This is a genomic window from Methylobacterium sp. yr668 (assembly GCF_900116245.1).
Taxonomy (GTDB): Bacteria; Pseudomonadota; Alphaproteobacteria; order Rhizobiales; family Beijerinckiaceae; genus Methylobacterium.
On record NZ_FOZY01000006.1, the window covers coordinates 176,075 to 200,347 of the forward strand.

Below are 24,273 nucleotides of genomic sequence, written 5' to 3' on the forward strand. Positions count from 1 at the left end.
TTCGCGGGTTCTGCATCGGATTGTCGTGACGGCTATCTTTCCAAGCCGTCCGGGATGGAGTACCGCTCAAGCTTATGGGTGCGCTGCAACAAGTGCTCGTGGTCGACGACGGCGTCCGCGCCGTGGACCGGTCCCTCTCGGGCGAGCTGGCCAGCCTCGGATACGCGAGCGTGACCGCCTCGATGGAGGCGGCCGACGACGTCCTGACCGTGATCGCCCGTCCGGCGGCCGTGCTGCTCCAGGCGCCCACCCGCCGGAATCCCGCCTACGCCCGCCGCGCGGCCCGCCTCCGCGGCCAGCTGCGCGAGCGCGGCATCCCGGTGATCCTCATCGGTGATTCGGGCGAGGCCCGAGGCGGCGGCCCGGTCGATCTCGCGACCCGGCTCGGCGCCTATGTCGCCGCCCAGCCGGATCTCTGAGGCCCCCTCCGGCGCGCGCCGAGGTCGCGGCGTCCGGGCGCTCGCGCCGGGACTGAGGCCGCCTCCGGGAAACGCCGTCCGACCGCTCCCTGTCACTGCCGGTGCCGCACGAGGCGCGGGTCCCCTCTCCCGCGCGGGAAAGGGGGCGCCGCTGGCGCGAGACGATCGGGAACGGTCCTAGCGCGCCGCGCGCATCAGCTCCGGCGCGCCGATCCGGGGCAACACGCCCTCCCGCATCACCAGGCGCCGCAGCGGTCCGAGCTGCGTCATCGCCAGCAGGCCGAGACCGCGCAGCGCGTCGACCGGCAGCAGGTCGGTGAGCAGGCTGCGGTTGAGGAGATCGACCGCGGCGGTGCGCGCGGCCGTGTCGACGCGGCGCGCCCGCGCGTAGCCGTCGAGCACGGCGCGGGAGCCGGGATCGCGGCGGTCGCGGACGGCGGCCAGCACCGCGTCGCGCAGGGTCGCGGCGTCGCGCAGGCCGAGATTGAGCCCCTGCGCGCCGATCGGCGGGAAGACGTGGGCCGCCTCCCCAATCAGCGCCAGCCGCGGGGCCACGGGGGTCGCCACCGCGAGGCCGCGCATCGGCACGAGGCCGCGGGGGCCGTCGACCCGCATGGCGCCGAGCATCGCCCGGGCCTGCCGCTCCACCGCCTGCCCCAGCGCCGCGTCGTCGAGGGCGGCGAGCCGCCGGGCCGCCCCCTCCCCGGTCACCCAGACGAGGCTGGACCGGTGGCCGCCGGGCAGCGGCACCAGGGTGAAGGGCCCCGACCGGGTGTGGAACTCGGTGGAGACGTCGCGGTGCGGGCGCGCGTGGGCCAGGATCGTGGTGATGGCGCTCTGCGGGTAGGTCCAGTCGCGCACGCGGACGCCGCTGGCGGCCCGCAGCGGCGAGCGGGCCCCGTCGGCCCCCACCACGAGCCGGGCCTCGACGGCACGCCCGTCCGCCAGCGCGACGCGGGCCGCCGCCTCGCCGGGCACGGCGCCGGCGGCGTCCGCCTCGACCAGGGTGAGGTTGTCCTGCGCCCGGGCGCGGGCGCGCAGGCTCTCGACCAAGCGGGCGCTCTCGACGTTCCACCCGAAGGCGTCGAGGCCGATCTCGGCGGCGCGGAACCGCGCCGGCGGCGGCCGGAACAGGCTGCCGGTGTCGTCGACGATCTGCAGCGTGCAGAGCGGGCTCGCGTGCGGCGCCACCGCCTCCCAGGCGCCGAGCGCGTCCAGGAAGCGCACCGACCCGTCGAGGAGCGCGACGGTCCGTCCGTCCGCCACCGGGGCGTGGCGCCCGACCAGCGCCGTGGGGATCCCTTCGCGGGCGACCGCCAGGGCGGCGGCGAGCCCCGCGGCCCCGGCCCCGACCACGGCGACCTCGAAGACGGTGTTGGTGTCCTCCGGCATGGTGTCCTGCACGATCGACGCGTCCCACTCGGGACAGTGTGGCGTCGGGCTTCCCAAGGTTCCGGTTGATGCGCGGCCCCGTCATCGCGAGCGGAGCGACCCGGGGCAGCGGGACGTCAGGAAGCGTGGTGCCACCCTGGGTCGCTTCGCTCCGCTCGCGATGACGGCGGTGTCGAAGTCATCAACCGGGGACGCTGTTCGCGAGCCCGGCACGTCTCGTATCTGCGCTTTTCAACGGATCTGCCAAGACCGGCGACGCGGGGCCACGGCGCCGCAGCCCGTCAACCCAGGAACGCCGCAAGCTCCGAGAGAACCGCGTCCGGCCTCTCCTCCTGGAGGGTGTGGCCGCAATCCAGCGCCCGGCCCGAGACGTCGGTCGCCTTCTCGCGCCACGTCTCCAGCACGTCGTAGGTCCGGCCGACCACGCCCTTCGCGCCCCAGAGCGCCAGCAGCGGCGCGGTGATCCGGGCCTCTGCATCGGCCGCGTCGTGCTCCAAGTCGATCCCGGCGGCCGCCCGGTAATCCTCGCAGATCGCGTGGCGGCAGGCCGGGTCGGAATAGCAGCGCAGGTACTCGGCGAAGAGCTCCGGCGGGGTCGAGCCGGGGGTCTTCGACTGGCCCTCGACGTGGTGGCGCAGGAAGTATTCCGGATCGGCCCCGATCAGCGTCTCCGGGAGGGGATAGGGCTGGATGAAGAAGAACCACCAGAAATAGCGTGTGGCGAAATCCTTGTCGGTGCGCGCGTACATGGTCGCGGTCGGCGCGATGTCGAACACGGCGATCCGCTCCACGGCCTGCGCATGATCCAGGGCGAGGCGGTGGGCGACGCGCCCGCCCCGATCGTGGCCGACCACCGCGAACCTTTCGTGGCCGAGCGCCCGCATCACCGCCACCGCGTCGGCCGCCATGGCGCGCTTGGAATAGGCGACGTGGCGCTCGCCGCCCGGGGGCTTGGCCGAATCGCCGTAGCCGCGCAGGTCCATCGCCACCACGGCGTGCCGCTCGGCGAGGCGCGGTGCGACGTGGAGCCAGGTCGACAGGGTCTGCGGATGGCCGTGCAGGAGCAGCACCGGCGGCCCGGACCCGGCCGAGCGGGCGTTGATCGTCACGCCGGGCGCGGTCTCGATCCGGTGCCGGTCGAAACCCGGCAGGAAGTCGCGGGCCATGGATTCGGTCTCCGGGTTCGGTCTCCATCCTGCCGCACTGGCGCGCCGGGATGCACCGGATGATAAGGCGCCTCCGGCACCATGTCCGCCGAACCGCCATGACAGATGCACGCGCGACTCAGGACCCGGCCTTGAAGGATTCCGACGCGGCCGAGGCGCCGGCGGCGGAGGCCGCCCCCGCGCCTGCCGTCGCCCCGCCCCTGCGGCCGAGCATCCTCGACCCGCTCTTCGCGCCGGCCCGCGCCCTGCCGGGGATCGGGCCGAAGATGGCGCCGCTCATCGAGAAGCTGCTCGGCACCCCCGAGCGCGAGGCCCGGGTCGTGGACCTGCTGTTCCACCTGCCCCAGGGCGGCGTGGCGCGGAAGCTCATGGGCTCGATCAGCGAGGCCCCCACCGGCGAGCCGGTGACGATCGGCGTCACCGTGGTGGCGCACCGCCCGGCCCAGGCCGGGCCCGGCCGGCGCCCGCACCGGGTGCTGGTGGAGGATGCCTCCGGCGACATCTCCCTGGTCTTCTTCGGCATGCCGCGCGCCCGGGTGGAGAAGATGCTGCCGCTCGGGTCGCACCGCTACATCACCGGCCGGATCGACCTCTGGGACGGCACGCGCCAGATGGTCCACCCGTCGCGGATCGTGGACGAGGCGGGCCTCGCGGAACTCCCCGCCGTCGAGCCGGTCTACGGCGCCACCGAGGGGCTGACCTCCCGGGCGATCAACAAGCTCGCGGTCGCGGCCCTCGACCGGCTGCCGGTCCTGCCGGAATGGCAGGACCCGGCCTGGCTGGAGCGGAACCGCCTGCCCGCCTTCGCGGACGCGCTCCGCCTCGAGCACCGCCCCGAGGAGGCGCCCCCGAAGGCCGAGGACCCGCTCCAGCCGCCGCCCGCGACGCCGTCCCGGAAGCGGCTGGCCTACGACGAGCTCCTCGCCTCGCAGCTAGCGCTCGCCCTCCTGCGCGCCCGCCAGCGGCGCAAGGCCGGCCGCGTCAATGCCGGCGACGGCGCCCTGAGCGGGCGCCTCGAGGCCGCCCTCCCCTTCGCGCTGACCGGCGCGCAGGGCCGGGCGGTGGCGGAGATCCGCGCCGACCTCGCGGCGCCCCGACGGATGCTGCGCCTGCTCCAGGGCGATGTCGGCTCGGGCAAGACCGCGGTGGCCCTGCTCGCCATGGCCTCGGCGGTCGAGGCCGGGCGTCAGGCCGCCCTGATGGCGCCCACCGAGATCCTGGCGCGGCAGCATTTCGAGCGGCTGAAGCCCCTGGCCGGCCCCCTGCGCCTGCGCCTGATGACCGGCCGCGACCGGGCCGCGGAGCGGAAAAGCACGCTCGCCGACCTCGCCGCGGGCGAGATCGACATCCTGGTCGGCACCCACGCCCTGTTCCAGGAGGCGGTGACGTTCCGCGACCTCGGCCTCGCGGTGGTGGACGAGCAGCACCGGTTCGGCGTCCACCAGCGCCTCGCGCTCGGCGCCAAGGGCGAGGCGGTGGACTTCCTGGTCATGACCGCGACGCCGATCCCCCGCACCTTGGCGCTGACCTTCTTCGGCGACATGGACGTCTCGATCCTCGACGAGAAGCCCGCCGGCCGCCAGCCGATCCGGACGATCACGCTGCCGACCGAGCGGATCGACGAGGTCGTGGCCGGCCTCGCCCGGGCGATCGCCGGGGGCGAGCGGGTCTACTGGATCTGCCCGCTGGTGGAGGAATCGGAGTTCGTCGACCTCGCCGCCGCGGCCGAGCGCTTCGACGATCTGCGGAAGCACTTCGGCGACGCGGTCGGGCTGATCCACGGCAAGATGCCCGGCCCCGAGAAGGACGCCGCCATGGCGCGGTTCGCCGCCGGGGAGACCGAGCTCCTGGTCTCGACCACGGTGGTGGAGGTCGGGGTCGACGTGCCCGAGGCCACCATCATGGTGATCGAGCACGCGGAGCGCTTCGGGCTGGCGCAGCTGCACCAGCTCCGCGGCCGGGTCGGGCGCGGCTCGAAGGCCTCCTCGTGCCTGCTGCTCTACCGGGGGCCCCTCGGGCAGGTGTCCCGGGCCCGGCTGGAGATGATGCGCGCGAGCGAGGACGGCTTCCGCATCGCCGAGGCCGACCTGAAGCTGCGCGGCGAGGGCGAGGTGCTCGGCACCCGCCAATCCGGCATGGCGGCGTTCCGGCTGGCGCGGCTGGAGAGCGACGCCGCCCTGCTGGAGGCCGCCCGCGACGACGCGCGGATGATCGTGGAGCGCGATCCCGGCCTCAAGAGCCCGCGGGGACAGGCGCTGCGGGTGCTGCTCTACCTGTTCGAGCGGGAGGCCGCGATCCGGCTGATCGGGGCCGGATGAACGGTTTCCTGAACGGATTCGTTCAGGAAAGTCCGGCCTTCCTGAACGGCCGGATCCGGAATCGCCGCCGCGCGACCGGATCGGTACTCCGATGCGCCGATGTCACAGGCTCTCTGAAAAAGTGTTTCGTTTCAGAGGTTTGACGGGATCGCGCGGAAGCTTGGCGGCGCCGTACGGGCGGTCTGTGAGGCTCCGGACAGGCCTCGTGACCTTGCATCAGCCATATTCTTCCCTTAACTGGAGATGAACGAATGGCCCGGTAAGCCGGGACATCACGGACGAATCTGGAGGACGGACATGTCGAACGGACTGTTCCAAGGCCTGCCGGGCTCCCACGAGATGGCCGGTGCCCACGCCCTGCCGACCGAGCCCTGGCTCCTGCCGATCTCGGATCGCGCCGCCGAGGCGGCGGGCAAGACCGCGGACGAGCTGCAGGCCGCCGTGCGTCGGGCGTCCCGGCCCTTCTGGCTGGCCGCCAACGGGCTCTGCATCGCGCTGGGCCTCGCCCTTACCCTGCAATGCGCCTCCGGCTGGGGCCCGACGGCGCCCCGCAGCGCCGTGACGGTCGCGCAGGCGACGCCGCCGACCATCGCGCCGCAGACCGCCTCGCTGCAGCGCTGAGCCGATAGCAGTCTGATCATTTCAGGGCCGTCCCGCGCGCGGGGCGGCCTTTCTCGTGGACGATGGCCGCCAATCCCACGGTCTCCCGCAAGCCGAGGAGCGGTGAGCTCGGCGCGCAGGAGGCCTGGATCGCGCGCCGGCGCCTCGGGAAGGCCCCTTGAGCGGACCGGAGGTCGTCCCCGCTTCGACGGTTCCGGTCGACGCTGCCGTCATCGCGAGCGCAGCGAAGCGACCCAGGGCAGCGGGACGTCCTGCACCGTGGCGCGAGACGGGGTGGCTCCGGCCGCCGAGACGGCGACGAAGCCGGCGACCGGGCGCCGCATCAGGCGTCCTGCGGCTCCCGGCGGGGCAGCGGTCCGCCGGCCTGCTGGGCCGTCCGCAGGGTGGCCGCCATGGCGTTGAGGCGGCCCTGCGGGTCCTCCGGCTGGATCACCCCGGCCGACATCACCAGCTTGGCGGCGTCGTCGACGCTGATGGCGAGCTCCACCACCTCCGCGCGCGGCAGGTAGAAGAAGAAGCCCGTGGTCGGGTTCGGCGCGCAGGGCAGGAAGACGCCGACGAGGTCGTCCGCCGGCGCCCCACGGGCCCGCAGCGCCCCCTCGACCTCGTGGGCCGCCGGGGCGGACAGGAACACCACCGACCACGTGCCCTTCACGGGGAACTCCACGAGCCCCACCGTGCGGAACGAGGTGCCGTTGGCCGAGAACAGCGTCTCGAAGATCTGCCGCAGGCCCTTGTAGAGGCCGGAGATCACGGGGGTCCGCGCCAGCAGGACCTCGCCGAACTCGATCACCGAGCGTCCGACGAGGTTCGCCGTGAGGAAGCCCAGCAGGGTCACCGCCAGGAACGCGATCACGAGGCCGAGGCCCGGGATCGAGAACGGCAGGTAATGGTCCGGCAGGTAGCTCGCCGGGATCAGCGGCTTCACGAACGAATCGATCAGCGCGATGAACCACCACGTGATGTAGGCCGTGATGGCGAGCGGGCCGGCGACGATGATGCCGGTGAGGAAATAGGTGCGCAGCCGGCCGCGCGCGCTGACCCGCGTCTTCGGGGTGCCGCCGCCCGCCGCGGCGTCGGGCTCGGGAACCTGGATCGGCGGGGGAATCGGCGCCACGGGTGCCCTCTCGGCCGCACCACGCGCGGCGATGACGCTGCGGGGCCGTCCCCCGCTGGCAGAGAGGTAGCGGTTGCGCTTGTCCGCCTCAAGGGCGGCCCCGCCTCCCTCAGGCGTCCGCACCCGGCGGTCGGGCGGCGGGGACCGGCATCGCGTCCCGGGGAATCACGGCGCCGCGATGCCCGATCACCGCCCCGGCCAAGCGGTGCGCCTCGGCGGCGGCGGCTTCCGGTGCCAGCCCGGCGATGCGCGCCGCGAGGTAGCCCGCCGCGAAACTGTCGCCCGCCGCCGTCGTGTCGACGACCCGCGCGGCGCGCCCGGCCGGCACGGCGGTGTCGGCCCGGCCGTGCAGCACCCGGGCGACGGGGCCGGATCCGTCCGAGGTCTTGAGCACGATCTCGGCCCGGCCGCGGTGGCGCAGCACCTCGTCCTCGCCCGCCGCGCCGAACAGCCAGTCCAGATCCTCGGCCGAGGCGAAGATCACGTCGGCCAGGTCCAGGGCCGCGCGGAAGGCCGCCCAGGCCTCGTCCCGGTCGGGCCAGCCGCGGGGACGGTAATTGGTGTCGAAGGCGACCTGCCCGCCCCGCTCCCGCAGGCGCGACAGCGTCTCGAACAGCGCGGCGCGCCCGGTCTCGCCGTAGAGCGAGAGGCTGATGCCGGACAGGTAGACGAGGTCGTAGCGCTCCAGCTCCGCCTCCGTCTCGGCGGCGCCCGGCTCGGTGAAGAGGTCCCGGGCGGCGGCCCGGTCGCGCCAGTAGTGGAAGCTGCGCTCGCCGTCGGCATCCGTGCGGATGATGTAGAGGCCCGGCATCCGGCCCTGCAGGCGCCGGACCCGGTCGAGGCCGATGCCCTCGCGGCCCCAGGCCGCCGCCATCTCGTCGCTCCAGATGTCGTCGCCCAGCGCGGTCACGTAGTCCACCGCGACGCCGAGGCGCGCGAGGTAGAGCGCGGTGTTCAGCGTGTCGCCGCCGAAGCCCCGGACCAGATTCCCGTCCGGGCGTTCGGACAGTTCGACCATGCACTCGCCGATGCAGGCGACCCTCATGCGGTTCCTCCCGGTGCGCGACCCCCGTGTCCCCGCATTGTACGGCCCGGCCTGTCAATCGCCACCGGTCCCGACCTCGCCGCGCCGGCCGCGCTCGCGTGGCCCCGTCGCGCGCCCGTCTGAGGAGCCTCGACGATCCAAGGATCAGCGCGCCAGTCGCTCGATTTCGTGGGATTTTCATATCGATAATTTGGCAAGCGTATTTTAATATTCGCACCATGACCGATTATGTATCATATGCAATCAATAGAATTCACAATAAAATCTGTAATATGCGTGCATGACGCGTCATAGAACCTCGACATCGCGCTTTTCTGAAGTTCGATTCAATGCCGGAGCGGAAAATCACCATTCTTAAACACCGAAGGTCAGAGAAGCTCCTTTGCGACAGGGGTCATTGTCGAGCGAGATCCGGTCGCATTGCTGTTGTGACGGTGTGTGCCGAACGCGCGGAGGGGCGGGATGCGGTCGAGGATCCCGGAAACCTCCGTTCACAGCGCGGCAGGAACGAATCCGTTCGATCGGGAACAAACCGCCTCGGTCTGGAATGTCGATGCAAGATGTTTGTCGATCGCGGGCGCCATATCAATGGAGATACGTGCCGGATCTGAATAAATTCCGGATGAATGGTGAAGTGTTGTGCCGGAAAAATTCTCGTGGCCGAACGGCGGGAACGGTGATACGGTTCGAACGGTGCTGAGATGTTCCATACTGCTTTAAGCGCTCTGACTTTCTCGTCGGGAGAGTTCCTGACTCTCACGGAAAGTCGGGGCGTGAGTGGGGCCTGGAGCTGGATCTTCGCGGGCGAGGAGCAGGTCTGGTCGCCCGGGTTCTACCGGCTGCTCGGGCTCGTTCCGAACGCCGCGAAGGCGCGCTACGACCTGTTGCTGAGCCTGATCCATCCCGAGGACCGGCCTCTCATGCCGGCGCTGGCGGACATCCGGCAGGGGCACGTGCCCCGCGAGGTCATCGTCCGGGTGATCCGGACGAACGGCACGGTGCGCACGCTCTCGCTGACGATGGAGGTGCGCGTCTCGGCGGAGGGGCGGCCCGTCGCCCTCAGCGGCACGGCGCTCGACGTGAGCGACCGCGAGCAGTTGGCGCGCCTGCGGCAGGAAGAGCGCCGCCGGCAGAGCGCGCTCTACCTCACGGAGCACATCACGACCTTCTCGATGGGGCTCGACCGCGTCCGGGACATCCCGTTCGCCGTCGCCCAGGTCCACGGGCTCCCGCTGGAGGAGATCTGCGCCGAGCCGTATATCCTGATCGTTCCCGAGGAGCGCGCGGGCTTCCGGGCAGCGGCCCTGGAGCAGATCGAGCGGCGGGCGTTCTTCCAGGGGGGCGCCCACGAGCGCCTCGCCAACGGCGAGCTCTGGCACTTCCGGATCCTCACGATGCCCGTCTGGGATCCGGACGGGACCTATCTGGGGCGCTGCGGGCTCAAATACCCCATCCGCAACCACGCCCCGCCCCCCGGCGGCCTGCACGAGGGGCTGGAGCATTCCGTGAGCGGCCACCACCTGCGGGCCGCGCGGGCGCTCCTCGACTGGTCGATGATGGAGCTCGCTCAGGCGAGCGGCCTGTCGCATTCCACCGTGCGGCGTCTGGAAGAGGACAGCGAGCATCGGGGAAGCCGGTCCCGCCTGCACGCGGTCGAGGCGCTGCGCCGGGCGGGCGTCCGGTTCGTCCCCATCGATGACGGGACCCTGGCGGTCGCCCGGGTCTGAGCGGCCCGCGCGGCCGACGGGCGCTCGCGGGATCCGCCCTGCCCCGCCCCACCGGGTCATCGGGGTCGGTCTCCGCGCTGGCCCCCCCCGGGGGCCCCCCGACCCCAGCGCGGAGACCGGGACGGGCGGATCGGGCGATCCGCCGTCAGGCATTCCCGCGCCCGTGTCCCGCGGCGGCCCGGACGGGGCCGCCGATCCAGGGCGGTGCGGGCCTGGCCGCCTCAGGCCGCCTTGTGTCCGAGCTGGATCGCCTTGGCGATCTCCGAGCGCTTGGCGGCGTAGCCCGGGGCCACCATCGGGTAGTCGGCCGGCAGGCCGTACTTCGCCCGGTAACGCTCCGGCGTGAGGCCGTGCGCCGTGAGGTGACGCTTCAGGGTCTTGTAGGACCGGCCGTCGATGAAGCTGATCAGGCCGTCCTGCTGGATCGAAGCCTCGATCTGCGCCGCCGTCGGGCCGGTCCAGCCGGGACCGGATCCCGAGCCGCCGCCCTGCAGCACCGATATGGCCGTGTGCACCTGGTCGATCAGAACCGGCAGGTCGCCCACGCCCACCGCATTCCGAGACACGTAGGCCGCGACCAGTGATGCCGTGCACTTGATCAGGTCTGTGTTCAGGTCCGAGGTTTTTTCGTTCAGATCGATGGTGTTCATGAATCCCCCAGTACCGAAATTCGAGGCATGAAAACCGGCGCATCGATAAAGCTGAGGCTAGGATCAGCTTTTACCGCCCAAGCATGCGCCGAATTGCTTCGAGTGTGCCAAGATTGGCGCGTAATATACAAAAAGTGTCTATTTTGTCTATACTTTATCTTAGGATGTTCTTTGAACATTTTCTGTTCTTGCGAGGCAACATGAGGTTGCCAGGCCTGCGGCGTCTCGCAAACAGTGCGCAGTTTCGGCCTCCGGTCCGTGAGGCTGTCCGCGATGACTGCGAACGGCCGCGCGATGACGGGCTGCAGGGGCGCGAATCAGCGGCGGAGACAGGGACGGATCGCGGATGCCGCCCGGTTACGGGTCGATCGGACCGCGGCCCGCGTCCCTGCTGACCATCGGTCGGGCGGCGCGCGACGGGATCCCGGGGGCCGTGGCGCTTCTCCACGGCCTCTCGCGCCGCGACCGGGCCGCGATTAACAAAGTTCTCAGGCAAGGCGTGGATCGTGCGCGCCGGGCGCGTCGCGAAACGCTCGCGCGTTGGGAGCCTCGTTCCGGCCGTGACGGCACGGCGGCATCCGTGCGAGAGGCCCGTCGACGCGCGCTATCGAGGGCGACCCCTATGTCCGGACCCTGTGCGACCACTATCCCGCGCGCGCTCTCCGCGCTCGAAGCGCCCGGACCGGGCGCCGCGGACGCGGTCGGCGGCCGGATGCCGCCCCTCTGGATGCTGCTCGTCGGCCGGGCCGCGGTCCGCCGTCACTGGCACCTCATCGCCGCCACCGGCCTCCTGTGGTCGTCGCTCGGCCTCCTGGTGGTGATCGATTCCCTCGACGGTGCGCTCCACGTCCCGGACCGGTGGTTCGGCCTGATCCTCCTGGCCGAGGGCGTGAGTTCCCTCCTCGTCGGCGCGTCCGCGATCGGTGCCGCGCGCCGCCTGCGCCTCGCCAAGGGCGCGCTGCTGTCGGTCATGGCCGTGCTGATCATGATGGCCACGAAGCACAGCACCTTCCTGCTCGCCATGATCTTCGGCGTCGCCTTCGTGGTCGACGGCCTCGTCCGGATCACGATCGCCGGCCTGCTGAAATTCGCTGGCTGGCGGATGTCGGTCGTCCTCGGCGGCCTCAGCATCGCCTTCGGCCTGTTCCATCTCCAGCCCTGGCCGACCTGGTACGCCGGCACGGTCGGCTACTGCATCGGCATGTTCCTGATCCTGAACGGCGCCAACCTCGCGCTGGTCGGGCTGCGCACCCGGCGCCTGGGCACCGCCGAGCCGGCCGTGTCGGTCGGCGGCGACGAGCCCGGCAGCCTGACGGTCTATGTCTGGACGCCCACCGGGCAGGCGACCACGCCCGCCGGCCAGCGGCTGATCCGGCGCTACGTCGCCTCCGTCGACAAGGCCGGGCGCTTCTCCACCGGCCACGCGGCCCTGCAGCAGGGCGACGACCTCTACGTCAGCCACTACCCCGCGGTGGAGATCGACCGCTCCCCCGCCAACCTGCGCTCGAGCCTGCGCGCGGGCCCGGAGAACGACGTGCCCGGGCGCTTCCTGCCCTCGCACGCCGCGGAGGTGGCGGACTGGTGCCCCGCGACGGTGGCGGTGACGCTGAACGGCATCGACGCCGCCCGGCTGCGGGCGTTCTGGGCGCAGTACAGCCGCGACACCACCTACAACTTCATCAGCCGCAACTGCTCCACCACGGTGGCGCGGGCGCTGGACATCGCCGTGGAGGGCGCGTTCAGCCGCGGCGGGCATCCCTGGCGGCGGCTCGCGGCGGCGCTGACCACGCCGGAGTTCTGGGCGGCGGCCTTCCTGCGCAACGGGGCGCGGTCCATGACCTGGACCCCGGGCCTCGTGCTCGATTACACGCGGGCGCTGAGCGCCCTCGTGGATCCGGCCTCGCCGGTGCCGTCGATCGCCTGGAAGCGGGTCGGCTGGCGGCTCCTGCGCAACTGGCGGGCGCGGGACCTCGCGCCCCTGAGCCCGATCGCCCGGCAGCCCTCCGTGCCGGGAGCTGGCCCGACAGAAGCCTGATCCCGGCCCGATCGGGACTCGGGACCGCGGTCGCCCGCTCAGGGGTCCTTGCGGGCGGCGGGGCGGCCGGCGGCGAGGTCGCCCGCGATGGCCTGCATCACCGCCAGCGTGTCGACCTCGTCCTGCTCGGCGCCGTGGTCGCTGAGCTTCACGATCACCGTGCCGGTCGCGCGGTTCACGTAGATGTACTGGCCGTAGACGCCGATCGCCGAGATGTCGTCGTCCTCGCCGCCCGGGGCGTGCCACCACTGGGCCGAGTACTGCCAGCCGTCGACGTCGCGCCGGGCCGGCGTCATGATCCGCTCGATCCAGCGGCCCGGGATGATGCGGTGATCGCCCGACCGGCCCTGGTCGGCCACCAGAAGGCCGAGGCGGGCGAAGTCGCGGGCCGTCGCGTTGATGCAGCAGAACGCCTTCTCGATGCCGCCGGGCCGGTCGAGGTTCCAGGTGGCGTCGGCCTGGGCGCCCATCGGCTTCCAGATCCGCTCCGAGAGGATGTCGGCCAGCGGCTTGCCCTCGACCCGGGCGAGGATCAGGCCGAGCAGCTCGGTGTCGATGCTGCGGTAGCGGCCCTTGGTGCCGGGCTTGAACGCCAGGTGGGCGTTGTCGCGCACGAAGGCCGTGAGATCGCGCGTCAGGTACATGCCGGCGGTGCCGGTCAGGGGATGCCGGGGGTCGTAGTTCTCCGGCACGGCGATGCCGCTCGCCATGTCGAGGAGGTTGCGCACGGTGATCTGGCCGAAGACCGCGCCGTTCCGCAGCTCGGGCAGGAGGGTGGAGACCCGGTCGGTCTCGGCGAGCTGACCCCGCGCCACCGCGGCGCCGACAAGCAGCGAGACGATGGACTTCGCCACCGACCACGAGGGGAACAGCGTCTCCGGTCCGGTGCCTGCGCGCTGCCACTCGTGGATCAGGACGCCGTCCTGCAGCACCAGGAACGCGTTGGTGTGGGTCGCCTCCAGCACCGTCATCAGCGGGACTGTCTTGCCCTTCCAGGGGACGCGGTCGAGGATCGGGCGCGGCCGCGCCGGCAGGTCGCTCGCCCGGGCCGGGGCCTGGACGATCCGGCTCGGGAACCACGTGCCCACCGACGACGGCTCGATGACCGCGAGCGCCGTCAGGGTGACGGGATCGGGGACGTTGATCAGCGCGGCCGCGGTCCAGGCGCAGCCCGCGATCGCGGCGCCGCCCGCCGCGGCGATCGCGCTCCAGCGGCGGCCCCGGCGCGCGCGGGCCGGGGAATCCGGGATCGCCAAGGACGCGGTCATGCTGGATCTGTGTCGCTCTGGATCGTCGCTGTCGCGCGGCCGGCCCCGGGGCGGGACGGCGCGCGGTCACCATGATCAGCAGGCCTTAACGAAAGCCCCAATCGGCCCCGGCGACGGGCCGGTCCGTCGCCCGCGAAGCGGCGAGCCGCCGGTTCGGAAATGTTCACGGATCTGTGGCCTTGTGTCCGGCGGCCGCCGACGTCCGCGGCCGTTTCGACGCGGATCCGGGCCGGCCCAGCGCCGCCCCGTCCGCGCGGGCGTCCGATTCGAACCTGGTTCTACACGCCTCGACCGCCCGACTCACCCAGCCCGCGCAGCCCGAAAGTCCGCCGTGCCATGAATCCGTACCTGATCCTCGGGCTCGCCATCGGCGCGGAGGTGACCGCCACCCTGGCGCTGAAGGCCGCCGACGGCCTCACCCGCCCGGGGCCGACGGTGATCGTGGCGCTCGGTTACGGCACCGCCCTGTGGCTGATGTCGACCAGCATGGACATGCTGCCGATCGGCGTGGTCTACGCGATCTGGTCGGGGATCGGCATGATCGGCGCGGCGCTCGGCGGCGCGTGGCTGTACGGCGAGGCGCTCAACCCGACGATGCTGGTGGGCATCGGGGTGATCGCCCTGGGCGTGACCGTCCTGGCCGCGGGTCAGGGCCAGCACTGAGGCTCCCGGTCCGATCCCGAAACGGGACGCCCTCGCCACATCCTCGCCGCGAACGTGCCGTCAAGCTTGGCCTTCGTCCGGTCGGAGCGGAACACCGCCCGGCTGGTCAGGCTGGAGGAGCACGGAGCGCGGATGCATGCGGGGTAGCGAGAGGACGAAGGTCGGTCCTGTACTGATCGTTCTGGCGGCGGCCGGCGGCCTGGGGGCCTGCAACACCGCGTCGCCGGTGCTCACGACGGGATCGATCCCCGACCGCAAGCCGCCGATGGTCGTCAGCGACGCCGAGCGCGATTGTCTGGGCCGCGCCATGTACTTCGAGTCGAACAGGAGCGACAGCGACGGGCTGGTCGCCGTCGGCACGGTCGTGATGAACCGGCTCGAGAACGCGATCTTCCCGGGCGGCATCTGCGCGGTGGTCGGGCAGCCGGGCCAGTTCGCGCCGGGCGTCCTCACCAAGCCGATGCAGGAGAAGGACCTGCAGAAGGTCGCCGACGCCGCCGACGCCGTCCTGGCCGGCGAGCGGCACCCGAAGGTCGGGAAGGCGATGTTCTTCCACACCGCGGGCCACCGTTTCCCCTACACGAACATGCACTACGTGGCCGTCGCCGGCGGCAACGCCTTCTACGAGAAGCGCGACAGGCGAACGGCCAAGCTGGAGAAGCCGGAGAAGCCGGCTCAGCAGGACAGGCCGGCCACGCCCGCCCTGCCCGCGACGGCCCTGACCTTCGCGGCCGTACCCGCGCCGCCCGCCGCGGGCCCCTGATCGAGACGGCCCGATCCGACAGCCGCGTCCCGGATCTGCGCGCGGTGAGCTCCGGTCAGCCGGCCGCCGCGTCCTCCGCGCGGCTCGCCCGCAGGGTTCGGGCCTCATGCCGGGCGGCGGCCAGCACCCGCTCCCGGCGCACCGGCTCCCGCAGCGATTCCCACAGACGGAGCAGCTCCAGCGTCGGCAGCGCGTCGCAATCCGGCGACGCGTCCCCGGATGTGCGCCCGGTCGCCGGCGCGCCCGCGGCGAAGAAGATCTCGACCGGGCTCCCCAGGGCCTCGGCCAGTCTCCTCAGGAGCGCGTCGGCCTGGACGATCGGGATCATGGGAAATCCTGTTTCTGCGCGGGCGGTCGAACCGGATCCTTACCTTTAAGTTGTATGCTCGGCATTCAACCAGGTTACTGCACCGCCATGTCCGACGACGACGGTTTTGACCGCATGGTGGAGGCGACGATCCTGGCCCATCAACTCGTGGCCGCGCACGGCACGGCGACGATGCAGCTCCTGTCCCGATTGCTGCTCATGGAGATCGGTACGGAGATCGCGGCGCGGCGCGATCCCGATCCGGCCGCCAACGACAATCCGGACGCCCTGGAGGATTAGAGCGCGCTCCGCCGGCATTCCGGTCGGATCGGGTCCCGGCGGAAGAACCGGCCTGGCCCGTAATCCTTGGCGCGATGCAATGGAGCGGGCGGCAAATCTGTTGATCGGCCCATCGATCCGAGCAGGCGGCATTTACAAGGATGGATAACGGTCTAGCTTCTGGGTAGAAACTACCCACGAATCACGGATCCCTCGCCGATGATCGCCGAACGGGTAGCGCTCGCTGGTGCGCTCCTCCTGCTGAGCATCACGCCCGCGGTCCCCCAGCTGCGCCGTCCGATGACGTGTACGGTGGAGGCGTCGACCAGTCTCGATGTCGCCGCACCCGAAGGCGCCAAACCGCAACCCCAGAAGGCCCGGACATTCTCGCTGGTCTCCAGCGGCGGCCTGCTGACCGTGATCTCGGCCGGGCGCTCCGACTATTACGAGTGCCAGACGGCCTCGCCGCGGCTGAACGAGCGCACGCCGCGCAACGCGATCAAGTGTCAGAACGGCGTCTACTTCCTTCTGATCGACCTCAACAAGATGAATTTCGTCGAGGCGCAGCTCAATCCCGAGGAGCGCAACGACGTCAAGGTCAGCTACGGGAATTGTCGGACCCTGTAGGGGCGTCGCCGGGCAACCTAGTCCATGTGGATCAGGACGTACGCGGCGGCGGCAACGGCCGTGAGGGTGAGGACCACCAGCAGCGCCGTTTTCCCGGGCGGTCCTTCCGGCGGGTCTGGGGCGTCGGTCATGCGGCTCCTCCGGGCCGGTGACGGGGCCTCTGCCGAAAGGGCCCGGTCCTTCGGTTGGTTCCCTGACCGGGCTCGGTCCGCATTCTTCCGCCCCGGCCGGGACGATCACCGGCAGAAATGGGCCGCGGCCGGCGTCCACTGGCCGAAGCCCGTGGCGACCATGTTGGCCACGACCCGGCAGATGTAGATCTTCTGCGCCGCGTTGTTGTGCGGGCCGGCATGATAGCGCGCCACGGCCATCGTCCAGCTGCCCTCCCGCCGCTTCAGATCCCGGAGAAATTGCGTCGCGTAGTCCACGTTCGCGCGCGGGTCGATCATGGCCTCGACCGAGGCGAACTTTTCGCCGTGATAGTGGTGGTTGATCTGCATGCAGCCGAGATCGATCAGGCGCGCGCCCCGGCGGCGCGCCGCGGCGAAGTGGGCCAGCACGTCCTGGGGCCCGGTCGCGAAATAGGCCGCCCCTTCGATGTTCATGGCGTAGGGCTGGAGCGAGCCGCGCTTACCCGTCTCCGTGAGGCCGACCGCGTAGAGCACGCCGAGGGGCACGCCGTAACGGGCCGCGGCACGGCTCATCTCGGCCTCGCACACGGTCCCGGCGACCGGGGCGGCGCTACAGATAAACGCCGCCGTCGCGAGGACGTGCCGTCTCATCTGTCCGCTCCCCGTCACGCCTGCCGAGCGTCGGCCGCTGCGCCGCGCGCTGGTCTGCCTGCCGCTGCCCGTCCCCGCCGTGACCCGGCCGGGCGCCGCCGTCGGTGAGCCCGGATTGGCCCTGGGACGGTGATCCGCCCGCGGAGAACCCGGCGTCGCCGGGGCGAACCGGCTCGACAATGATCTCGGGCCGGTAATGCGCGTGCTTGAGCAGTTCGGTGAGGATCGCCGAATCCCGCTGCAGCATCGCCGCCGTCTCGGGACGCGCGGCGCGCAGATGGGTCTCGAGCTGACCGTCGACGAGCCGCAATTCCACCGTGACGATCCCGAGGCTCTCCGGCCGGAGCTGGATCTTGAGCACCCGGAGCGGCCCATCCTGAGCCGCGGGGATCGCCGGATCGGCGCCGACGCGACGCTCCGGTCCGGCCGCGGTCGCGCGCTCGAGCTCCTCCGTGATGGCCGCCGCGATCGTCGGCAGGACGGCGGCGAGTCGGGCCGGCTCGGTCCCGGATCCGTTGCCGGGACCCGGGATGGGGACGCCCGGCGGCCCCTGCCGGCCGGTGGGGGCGAGGAGGAGTCCGGCGATGCCGGAGCGGGAACGGTTGTCCTCGCGTGCCGTGAGCCCCCCCGGCCCATCGATCCCCGTCGCGGTGCGGGCCGACGCATCGCCGGCTCGAGGCTCGGGATCGGTCGCGAGGGCGACCGTCGCCTTCGGCGGCGCTGCGTTCACCTTCCCGGCGACCGTCCCGGCGATCTGGGTGGCGACTTGCGCGGCAATCTGGGCGGCGATCTGGGCGGCCGGCGCGATCGGAGCAGGATCGGGCCCGGCGACGGCCGGAGCCACCGGTCCCGGGCGGACGGGTCGAGGCTGAGCGTCCGCCGCATTCGGGACGGCCGGCAACGGGGACGTTGCCGCTGCGGCGGCCGGGAGGGCGTGGCGGGCCGCCTCGGGCAGGACGGGCTTGAAGTGAACCGCCCGGTCGAGAACCTCGACCTGCGGGGGGCCGCCCTGCAGCAGGGTGCCCGGGCTCGGCCCGGCGCGCGGCGACGCGTCCGCGCGGGCTGCCTCGAGATTTCCCACGAGGCTGGTCTCCGGGGCCGCGTCGGGGCCCGCCGGGGATGCGGCGGATGGGGCCGGTCCCGGAGCACCGGTTCCGTGTCCCGCGGGCAGTTCCGGACGGGCCGACAGGACGGCCGCGCTCAGGATCTCGGCGAGCGCCGCGGTGGCGCTGCCGGGATCGCCCGGTGACGGCGGCGGCGCGGGCGATGCGCCGGCTTCGGGCCGCCGATCCTCCCCGGTCGTGCCCTCCGGTTCGTCCATCTCACCCCCGTCGGTCTCGGGTCGGGCCGCGGGAGTTCCCCCTGAGACCGCGCGCAGGACCAGGTCGAAGGCGCCCCGCACCGCCGGATCCGGCAGCGCCTGAAGGTCGGCCGCCGGATGCGGGGACGGTGCGACATCCCGATCGGGTTTGGGGACGGGTTTCTGGACCGCGGTGGAGATCGTGTTCACGGGGTCGCCTTGCTGAGCATCAGATCGATCCGGTCGATCGTGGCCTGCGCCTTCGGGATCAGGCTCGCGGGCCCGTCGGTGGGATCCGGCGCCGCCCGCGCCGGCTTCGCGGCGGCGTCGGCCTCCGGCAGGCCGGGCCGGCCGGCGAGCCCGCGTCCGATCGCCTCGGCGGTCGACAGGGCCGTCTCGAGGAGGGGCAGGTCGCGGGCCGTGAGCTTGGCCCTGTCGAGCGATCTCAGCGTCCGCGACCCGGACTGGAACGTCGCCAGGCTCACGATCTCGGCGGCAGCCCGGTAGAGCTGGCCCCGGGTCGCCTCCGCGCTTCCGGGCGCGCACAGCGCGAGGGCCCGCGGAGCGCCGCGGCCGTCTGACCCGCCTGGATCGCCGTCTGGGCGACCACGAGATACAGGTCGCGCCGGCTCTCGGGACCGAGCTCGTCCAGGATCCTGTTGAGGGTCGCGAAGCGCTCCGCGTCGTGGCCGATATCGAACTGCGTCAGCTGATAGGCCAGTCGCTGCCGGAAGTTGCCCGCGTAGATCGAGTGCGGGAAGCGGCGCAGGTACTGGATCGCCAGCGCCTCGAACGTCTTCAGGTCGCCGATCTGACCGAGGGTGAAGATCTCGCGGCGCAGGGCGCCCTCCTCGGTCAGAGTGCCCGGCAGCAGCACCCGGACGCGGTCGAGCAGGGCGATCGCCCGGATCGGCTGGTCGGGCACGGCGAGCGACGCCTGCGTCAGGCCGATGGCGCCCGCGAGCGTCGGCGGCAGATCCGTCGTGTCGACGTCCTGGAGCAGGCGCCGCGCCTCGGCCTCCCGCCTCTCGACATAGGCGAGCGCCCCGCGCGCGAGCGTCGCTTCGGGCTCGCCGAGGCCGTCCTGAGCCGTCAGCCGGCGCAGGACGGAAGGACCGCCGCCGCTGAGGGCGAAGGTGATCGCGGCCCGGAGATTGCTCCGGCGGCCCCAGATCTCGGGCGGGGCGGCCAGGAGATCCGCGTTGATCCGGGCGATCAGCAGCGGCTGGCTCTCGTGGGCGGCCCGGGAGCCGGCGGCGACCCGATCCTGCAGCAACTGGAGCGTGCGCACCCACTGCACCGGATCGCCCGTCGGCGCCTGCGGGTCGGCGGCCGGGGCGGCGGGAGGGCCGCCCGCCGGTTCCGCGGCGACGGGGGCGGCCCTCCCTGCGATGAGCAGGCCGAGGGCGGCCGCCACGATCCGCCCGGTCCGGGACACCTTCATCCTGGAGATCCCTGCAGGAGAATCTCGATCCGCCGGTTCTCCGGAGCCTTCGGATCCGCGGCGTTGCGCGGCGTCCGGTCCGCGGCGCCCTCGACGCGCCAGATCCGCGCTTCGTCGATCCCGGCCCGGGTGAGCATGTACGCCGCTCGATCTGGGACCGCATCTCCAACGGGTCCGAGACCGCCCTGGCGGGCTACCTGATCAAGGAGCACCCTCAGACCGCGGCGCTCGTGCTGTCCAAGGTCAAGCCGGCCTGCGCCGCCAAGGTGATGGCGCAATTGCCGGCGCCGCTGCGCAACGGCGTCATGCGGCGGATGCTGACGTTCAAGCCGATCGTCGACGCGACCATGAAGATGATCGAGCAGACCATCCACGAGGACTTCATGATCAACCTGGCGCGCAATGCCGCGGCGGATACCCACTCGCGCATGGCCGACATCGTCAACAAGATGGAGCGCCAGAGCATGGAGGAGGTCCTGGACAACCTCACGCAGACGCGCCCGAAATCGGCCGAGATCCTGAAGAGCCTGCTCTTCACCTTCGACGACATCATCCACATGACGCCGCGGGCGCGGACGACGCTCTTCGATCAGGTCCCGCACGAGAAGGTCATCCTCGCCCTGAAGGGCACGAACGGGCCGTTGCGGAACGTCGTGCTCAGCGCGCTGACCGCCCGCGCCCGGCGCCTCGTCGAGCACGAGCTGGAGGGAGGCGAGCCCGCCGCCCAGCGGGACGTGCTCGACGCGCGCCGCGCGATCACCGACCAGGCGCTCGAGATGGCGTCGCGCGGCGAGATCGAACTCACCCCGGCCGACTCGGATGAGACCTACTTCCGCTAGCACCGTCCCCGGTCGGGGACGGCTCCGGGGCGCCGCTCCGGCGGACGCGTCCCGCCGGGCCGACCGGCGCGGTGCCGTCGGCGGCCCGAGTTCGGGGCGCCGCGATGTCTGAGGACAGGGAGAGCAAGACCGAGGCGGCGAGCGAGAAGAAGATCAGCGACGCGATCGCGGAAGGAAACACGCCGTTCTCGCGGGAAGCGCCCGTCTTCGCCTCCATCCTGGGACTGCTGATCTTCCTGGTCTTCGTGGCGCGGGATCAGGGGCTGCCGCTGGTGCAGAGGCTCGCGCTGATCCTGGAGCAGCCGCGCAACTTCAGCGTGGAGACGAGCCACGACGCGATGCGCCTCGTCCACGCCCTCGCCCTGGAGACGGGCCGCTTCCTGCTGCCGGTCCTGGTCATCCTGCTCGTGGCCGGCATCGCCGCCTCGATCTTCCAGAACGCGCCGCGCGTGGTGTTCGATCGGATCCAGCCGAAATGGTCCCGCATCTCCCCCGTCGCAGGCTGGAATCGGCTCTTCAGTGTGCAGGGGTTCGTCGAGTTCGGGAAAAATCTGTTCAAGTTCTTCGCGATCGGCGGCATGTCCTACATGGTCCTGCACGCGGATCGCCACGAGATCGTCAATGTCATGTTCGTGGATCCAGTCGGGTTGCCCGAATTCCTGCTGACCCTGTCGGTGCGCCTCGTCTCGGCCGTGAGCGTCGCGACGATCGCGCTGGTCGCCGGCGACCTGGTCTGGACCCGCGTGCGCTGGCAGCGCGACCTGCGGATGTCGCGGCAGGAGGTGAAGGACGAGTTCAAGCAGCTCGAGGGCGACCCGCTCGTGAAGGCGAAGATGCGCTCGCTGGCGCAGGACCGGCTGCGCAAGCAGATGATGGCGGCGGTGCCCCGCGCCACCATGATCCTGGCGAACCCGACGCACTACGCGATCGCGCTGCGCTACGACCAGAGCGAGAACGACGCCCCGACGGTTCTGGCCAAGGGCGCGGACCTGATCGCCCTCCGCATCCGCGAGATCGCCGAGAAGCACCGGATCGAGGTCGTCGTCGACAAGGCGCTCACCCGGGCGATGTACGACCATGTCGAGGTCAACCAGGCGATCCCGGCGGAATTCTACCGGGCGGTGGCGAACCTGCTGGTCTACGTGATGACGCGCAAGCGCCGCTGACCGGCGCGGCGTGGCCGAGGCGTGGCAGCGGCTTGGCAGCGGCGTTGACCGGTCGGCCCGTCCCGACCGGCAGAGGCCGCGGACCCTGGCAGATCCGCGGCGCGGCGTTTCGGGCCGCGCAGGCCGTCGGCGGGCCCGGGGCGGGCCCGGGGCGCTGCGCGTCCGGGATCCGGGAGCGGCCTCAGGCCGCCCGTACGCGGGCCTCCAGCCGCTTCGCCTCCCGGCGGAACCGGTGCAGCACGAACTCGGTGTAGCCGTTCGGCTGGCCGGCGCCCTCGAAGACCAGGGCCTCGGCGGCGCGGAAGGCCGGCCCGTCGAAGCCCGGGGCCATCGGCCGGTAGGCCGGGTCGCCGGCGTTCTGGCGATCGACGACCTCGGCCATGCGCCGCAGGGCCGCGGCGACCTCGTCGCGATCCACGATCCCGTGGCGCAGCCAGTTGGCGATGTGCTGGCTGGAGATCCGCAGGGTGGCGCGGTCCTCCATCAGCCCGACCTCGTGGATGTCCGGCACCTTGGAGCAGCCGACGCCCTGGTCGACCCAGCGGACCACGTAGCCCAGGATCCCCTGGCAATTGTTGTCGAGCTCCTCCCGCACCGCCTCCGGCGCGAACGCGCCCTCGGCGAGGGGCAGGGTCAGCATGGCGGCGCGGGTCGCGGGCGCCCGGCCGGCGAGCGCCGCCTGGCGGGCGCGGACATCCACCTGATGGTAGTGGAGCGCGTGGAGCGTCGCGGCGGTCGGCGACGGCACCCAGGCGGTGTTGGCGCCCGCCTCCGGGTGAGCGCCTTTGGCGTCGAGCATCGCCGCCATTCGGTCGGGGGCGGCCCACATGCCCTTGCCGATCTGCGCGTGGCCGGGCAGGCCGCAGGCGAGGCCGGCATCGACGTTGCCGTCCTCGTAGGCCTGGATCCAGGCGGTCGCCTTCATGGCGTCCTTGCGGACCACCGGACCCGCTTCCAGCGAGGTGTGGATCTCGTCGCCGGTCCGGTCGAGGAAGCCGGTGTTGATGAAGAACAGCCGGTCCGACGCCGCGGCGATCGCCGCCTTGAGGTTGAGCGTCGTGCGCCGCTCCTCGTCCATGACGCCGATCTTGAGCGTCCGCGGCGCGAGGCCGACCAGCGCCTCGACCTGCCCGAACAGCGCCACCGCGAAGGCGACCTCGTCGGGACCGTGCAGCTTGGGCTTGACCATGTAGACCGAGCCGGTCCGGCTGTTGCGGAGCGGACCGGTGCCCTTCAGGTCGTGCAGGGCGATCAGCGCGGTGACGGCCGCGTCGAGGATCGTCTCCGGGATCTCGGCGCCGTCGAGGGTCACGGCGTCGGTGTACATGTGGTGGCCGACATGCCGGACCAGCATCAGCGACCGTCCCGGCAGGGTCAGGCGCCCGCCGTCGGGGGCCGTGAAGGTCCGGTCCTCGGCGAGCCGCCGCTCGACCGTGCGGCCGCCCTTGGACAGGGTGGCGGTCAGATCACCGCGCATCAGGCCGAGCCAGCTCCGGTAGACCGCGACCTTGTCGGCCGAGTCCACGGCCGCCACCGAATCCTCCATATCCATGATGGTCGAGAGGGCGGCCTCCAGCACCACGTCGGCGATGCCGGCCGGGTCGGTGCGGCCGATCGGGCTCGCGCGGTCGATAACGACCTCGATGTGCAGGCCGTTGTGGCGCAGCAGGAGCGCGGTCGGCGCCGCGGCGTCGCCGGTGTAGCCCGCGAAGGCGGACGATCCGGTCAGGCCGGCGCTGCGACCGGCGCCGAGATCGGCGGCGAGGCGGCCGTCCGTCACCGAGAAGCCCACGGCATCCGCCCAGGAGCCGACGCTCAGCGGCGCGGTCGCGTCGAGGAACGCCTTGGTCCTGGCCACCACCGCGGCGCCGCGGGCCGGGTTGAACCCGGCGCCGGGCGCGAGCTCGCCGTCCTGCGGGATCGCGTCGGTGCCGTAGAGGGCGTCGTAGAGGCTGCCCCAGCGGGCATTGGCGGCGTTCAGCGCGTAGCGGGCGTTGGAGATCGGCACCACGAGCTGCGGCCCGGCGATGGCGGCGATCTCCGCGTCCACGTTCTCGGTGGTCACCCGCACGGTCTCGGGCTCCGGCTGCAGGTAGCCGATCCGCGTCAGGTAGTCCGCGTAAGCCGCCGGATCGTGCGGCGCTCCGCGATGGTCGCGGTGCCAGGAGTCGATGTCGGCCTGGAGGCCGTCGCGCCGGTCGAGCAGCGCCCGGTTGTGCGGTGCGAGATCGCGGACGATCGCGGCGAAGCCCGACCAGAACTGGTCGGCCGAGAGACCGGTCCCGGGCAGCGCTTCCTCGGAGACGAAGGTGCGGAGATCCTCGGCGACGACGAGCTTCGACATG

General features: G+C 72.0%; 24 protein-coding genes and 1 pseudogene. 11 read left to right on the plus strand and 14 right to left on the minus strand.

The genetic code is table 11. The features are described 5' to 3' along the window. Window positions 1-74 precede the first annotated feature (74 nt). Window positions 75-419 (plus strand): hypothetical protein, encoded by a 345-nt coding sequence (locus tag BM419_RS10055; RefSeq protein WP_020093275.1) that lies wholly within the window; start codon window positions 75-77, stop codon window positions 417-419. Between the two features lie 177 nt (window positions 420-596). On the opposite strand, the gene BM419_RS10060 is transcribed toward BM419_RS10055, so the two are convergent. Continuing rightward, on the minus strand, window positions 597-1,811 hold the full coding sequence (locus tag BM419_RS10060) for a UbiH/UbiF family hydroxylase (RefSeq protein ID WP_020093274.1): 1,215 nt from the start codon (window positions 1,809-1,811) through the stop codon (window positions 597-599). 281 nt (window positions 1,812-2,092) lie between these two features. Beyond that, entirely contained in the window at window positions 2,093-2,977 is an 885-nt protein-coding gene (locus BM419_RS10065) for an alpha/beta fold hydrolase (protein WP_091677531.1), read from the minus strand. 98 nt (window positions 2,978-3,075) lie between these two features. Here BM419_RS10065 and recG point away from each other — a divergent pair, with 98 nt between their 5' ends. Together recG and BM419_RS10075 are read left to right on the plus strand one after the other, a co-directional pair. Further along, on the plus strand, window positions 3,076-5,295 hold the full coding sequence (gene recG / locus BM419_RS10070; RefSeq protein ID WP_244540741.1) for an ATP-dependent DNA helicase RecG: 2,220 nt from the start codon (window positions 3,076-3,078) through the stop codon (window positions 5,293-5,295). A 297-nt stretch (window positions 5,296-5,592) separates the two neighbouring features. Beyond that, window positions 5,593-5,916 (plus strand): hypothetical protein, encoded by a 324-nt coding sequence (locus tag BM419_RS10075; RefSeq protein ID WP_012318646.1) that lies wholly within the window; start codon window positions 5,593-5,595, stop codon window positions 5,914-5,916. A gap of 322 nt (window positions 5,917-6,238) precedes the next feature. Here the strand turns inward: BM419_RS10075 and BM419_RS10080 are convergent, their stop codons facing one another. The 3 genes from BM419_RS10080 to BM419_RS31900 form a co-directional block, all read right to left on the minus strand. Further along, the gene (locus BM419_RS10080; protein WP_091926334.1) at window positions 6,239-7,033 is read right to left on the minus strand and encodes a DUF502 domain-containing protein; all 795 of its coding nucleotides are present in this window, start codon (window positions 7,031-7,033) and stop codon (window positions 6,239-6,241) included. A gap of 109 nt (window positions 7,034-7,142) precedes the next feature. Continuing rightward, a complete protein-coding gene (locus BM419_RS10085) occupies window positions 7,143-8,078 on the minus strand; it encodes a sugar kinase (protein ID WP_042672778.1) in 936 nt (311 codons plus the stop codon). A 491-nt stretch (window positions 8,079-8,569) separates the two neighbouring features. After that, a complete protein-coding gene (locus BM419_RS31900) occupies window positions 8,570-8,788 on the minus strand; it encodes a hypothetical protein (RefSeq protein ID WP_139257058.1) in 219 nt (72 codons plus the stop codon). Window positions 8,789-8,851: 63 nt separating this feature from the next. Here BM419_RS31900 and BM419_RS10090 point away from each other — a divergent pair, with 63 nt between their 5' ends. Further along, window positions 8,852-9,805, plus strand: a complete 954-nt coding sequence (locus BM419_RS10090) for a PAS domain-containing protein (RefSeq protein ID WP_244540742.1) — start codon at window positions 8,852-8,854, stop codon at window positions 9,803-9,805. A gap of 221 nt (window positions 9,806-10,026) precedes the next feature. Here BM419_RS10090 and BM419_RS10095 read toward each other — a convergent pair whose 3' ends face one another. Continuing rightward, a complete protein-coding gene (locus BM419_RS10095) occupies window positions 10,027-10,455 on the minus strand; it encodes a Ros/MucR family transcriptional regulator (RefSeq protein ID WP_020093268.1) in 429 nt (142 codons plus the stop codon). A 622-nt stretch (window positions 10,456-11,077) separates the two neighbouring features. On the opposite strand from BM419_RS10095, the gene BM419_RS10100 reads away from it, so the two are divergent. Then, on the plus strand, window positions 11,078-12,490 hold the full coding sequence (locus BM419_RS10100; RefSeq protein ID WP_091926336.1) for a DUF4105 domain-containing protein: 1,413 nt from the start codon (window positions 11,078-11,080) through the stop codon (window positions 12,488-12,490). Window positions 12,491-12,528: 38 nt separating this feature from the next. On the opposite strand, the gene BM419_RS10105 is transcribed toward BM419_RS10100, so the two are convergent. Further along, on the minus strand, window positions 12,529-13,758 hold the full coding sequence (locus BM419_RS10105) for a serine hydrolase domain-containing protein (protein WP_091926337.1): 1,230 nt from the start codon (window positions 13,756-13,758) through the stop codon (window positions 12,529-12,531). 336 nt (window positions 13,759-14,094) lie between these two features. Between BM419_RS10105 and BM419_RS10110 the strand changes: the two genes are divergently transcribed. Continuing rightward, window positions 14,095-14,421 (plus strand): DMT family transporter, encoded by a 327-nt coding sequence (locus tag BM419_RS10110; protein ID WP_020093265.1) that lies wholly within the window; start codon window positions 14,095-14,097, stop codon window positions 14,419-14,421. A 136-nt stretch (window positions 14,422-14,557) separates the two neighbouring features. Beyond that, on the plus strand, window positions 14,558-15,184 hold the full coding sequence (locus BM419_RS10115) for a cell wall hydrolase (protein WP_091926338.1): 627 nt from the start codon (window positions 14,558-14,560) through the stop codon (window positions 15,182-15,184). Window positions 15,185-15,239: 55 nt separating this feature from the next. Here BM419_RS10115 and BM419_RS10120 read toward each other — a convergent pair whose 3' ends face one another. Continuing rightward, complete coding sequence (locus BM419_RS10120) at window positions 15,240-15,512, minus strand: hypothetical protein (protein ID WP_091926339.1); 273 nt, start codon at window positions 15,510-15,512, stop codon at window positions 15,240-15,242. Between the two features lie 87 nt (window positions 15,513-15,599). Between BM419_RS10120 and BM419_RS10125 the strand changes: the two genes are divergently transcribed. Then, entirely contained in the window at window positions 15,600-15,791 is a 192-nt protein-coding gene (locus BM419_RS10125) for a hypothetical protein (protein WP_091677546.1), read from the plus strand. Between the two features lie 198 nt (window positions 15,792-15,989). Next, entirely contained in the window at window positions 15,990-16,397 is a 408-nt protein-coding gene (locus BM419_RS10130; protein WP_091926340.1) for a hypothetical protein, read from the plus strand. 236 nt (window positions 16,398-16,633) lie between these two features. On the opposite strand, the gene BM419_RS10135 is transcribed toward BM419_RS10130, so the two are convergent. Genes BM419_RS10135 through BM419_RS10150 form a run of 5 tightly spaced genes read right to left on the minus strand, consistent with a single transcriptional unit; the run spans window position 16,634 to window position 20,060 of the window. Next, on the minus strand, window positions 16,634-17,179 hold the full coding sequence (locus BM419_RS10135) for a transglycosylase SLT domain-containing protein (RefSeq protein ID WP_091926341.1): 546 nt from the start codon (window positions 17,177-17,179) through the stop codon (window positions 16,634-16,636). After that, window positions 17,139-18,689: a flagellar hook-length control protein FliK gene (locus tag BM419_RS10140; protein ID WP_091926342.1), complete on the minus strand. Its 1,551-nt coding sequence runs from the start codon at window positions 18,687-18,689 to the stop codon at window positions 17,139-17,141. The genes BM419_RS10135 and BM419_RS10140 overlap by 41 nt, the downstream gene beginning before the upstream one ends. Further along, entirely contained in the window at window positions 18,686-18,964 is a 279-nt protein-coding gene (locus BM419_RS32845) for a hypothetical protein (RefSeq protein WP_244540743.1), read from the minus strand. Before BM419_RS32845 ends, BM419_RS10140 begins: the two co-directional genes overlap by 4 nt. Continuing rightward, window positions 18,961-19,923: a chemotaxis protein gene (locus BM419_RS10145; protein ID WP_244540744.1), complete on the minus strand. Its 963-nt coding sequence runs from the start codon at window positions 19,921-19,923 to the stop codon at window positions 18,961-18,963. The genes BM419_RS32845 and BM419_RS10145 overlap by 4 nt, the downstream gene beginning before the upstream one ends. Then, complete coding sequence (locus tag BM419_RS10150; RefSeq protein ID WP_020093256.1) at window positions 19,920-20,060, minus strand: hypothetical protein; 141 nt, start codon at window positions 20,058-20,060, stop codon at window positions 19,920-19,922. Before BM419_RS10150 ends, BM419_RS10145 begins: the two co-directional genes overlap by 4 nt. A gap of 6 nt (window positions 20,061-20,066) precedes the next feature. On the opposite strand from BM419_RS10150, the pseudogene BM419_RS10155 reads away from it, so the two are divergent. Both BM419_RS10155 and flhB read left to right on the plus strand, forming a co-directional pair. Continuing rightward, window positions 20,067-20,762, plus strand: a pseudogene (locus BM419_RS10155) (FliG C-terminal domain-containing protein); the annotation flags it as partial. A gap of 104 nt (window positions 20,763-20,866) precedes the next feature. Continuing rightward, window positions 20,867-21,928 (plus strand): flagellar biosynthesis protein FlhB, encoded by a 1,062-nt coding sequence (flhB, locus tag BM419_RS10160; protein WP_020093254.1) that lies wholly within the window; start codon window positions 20,867-20,869, stop codon window positions 21,926-21,928. Between the two features lie 181 nt (window positions 21,929-22,109). On the opposite strand, the gene BM419_RS10165 is transcribed toward flhB, so the two are convergent. Continuing rightward, window positions 22,110-24,272, minus strand: a complete 2,163-nt coding sequence (locus tag BM419_RS10165) for a malate synthase G (RefSeq protein ID WP_020093253.1) — start codon at window positions 24,270-24,272, stop codon at window positions 22,110-22,112. Between the last annotated feature and the right edge of the window lies 1 nt (window position 24,273).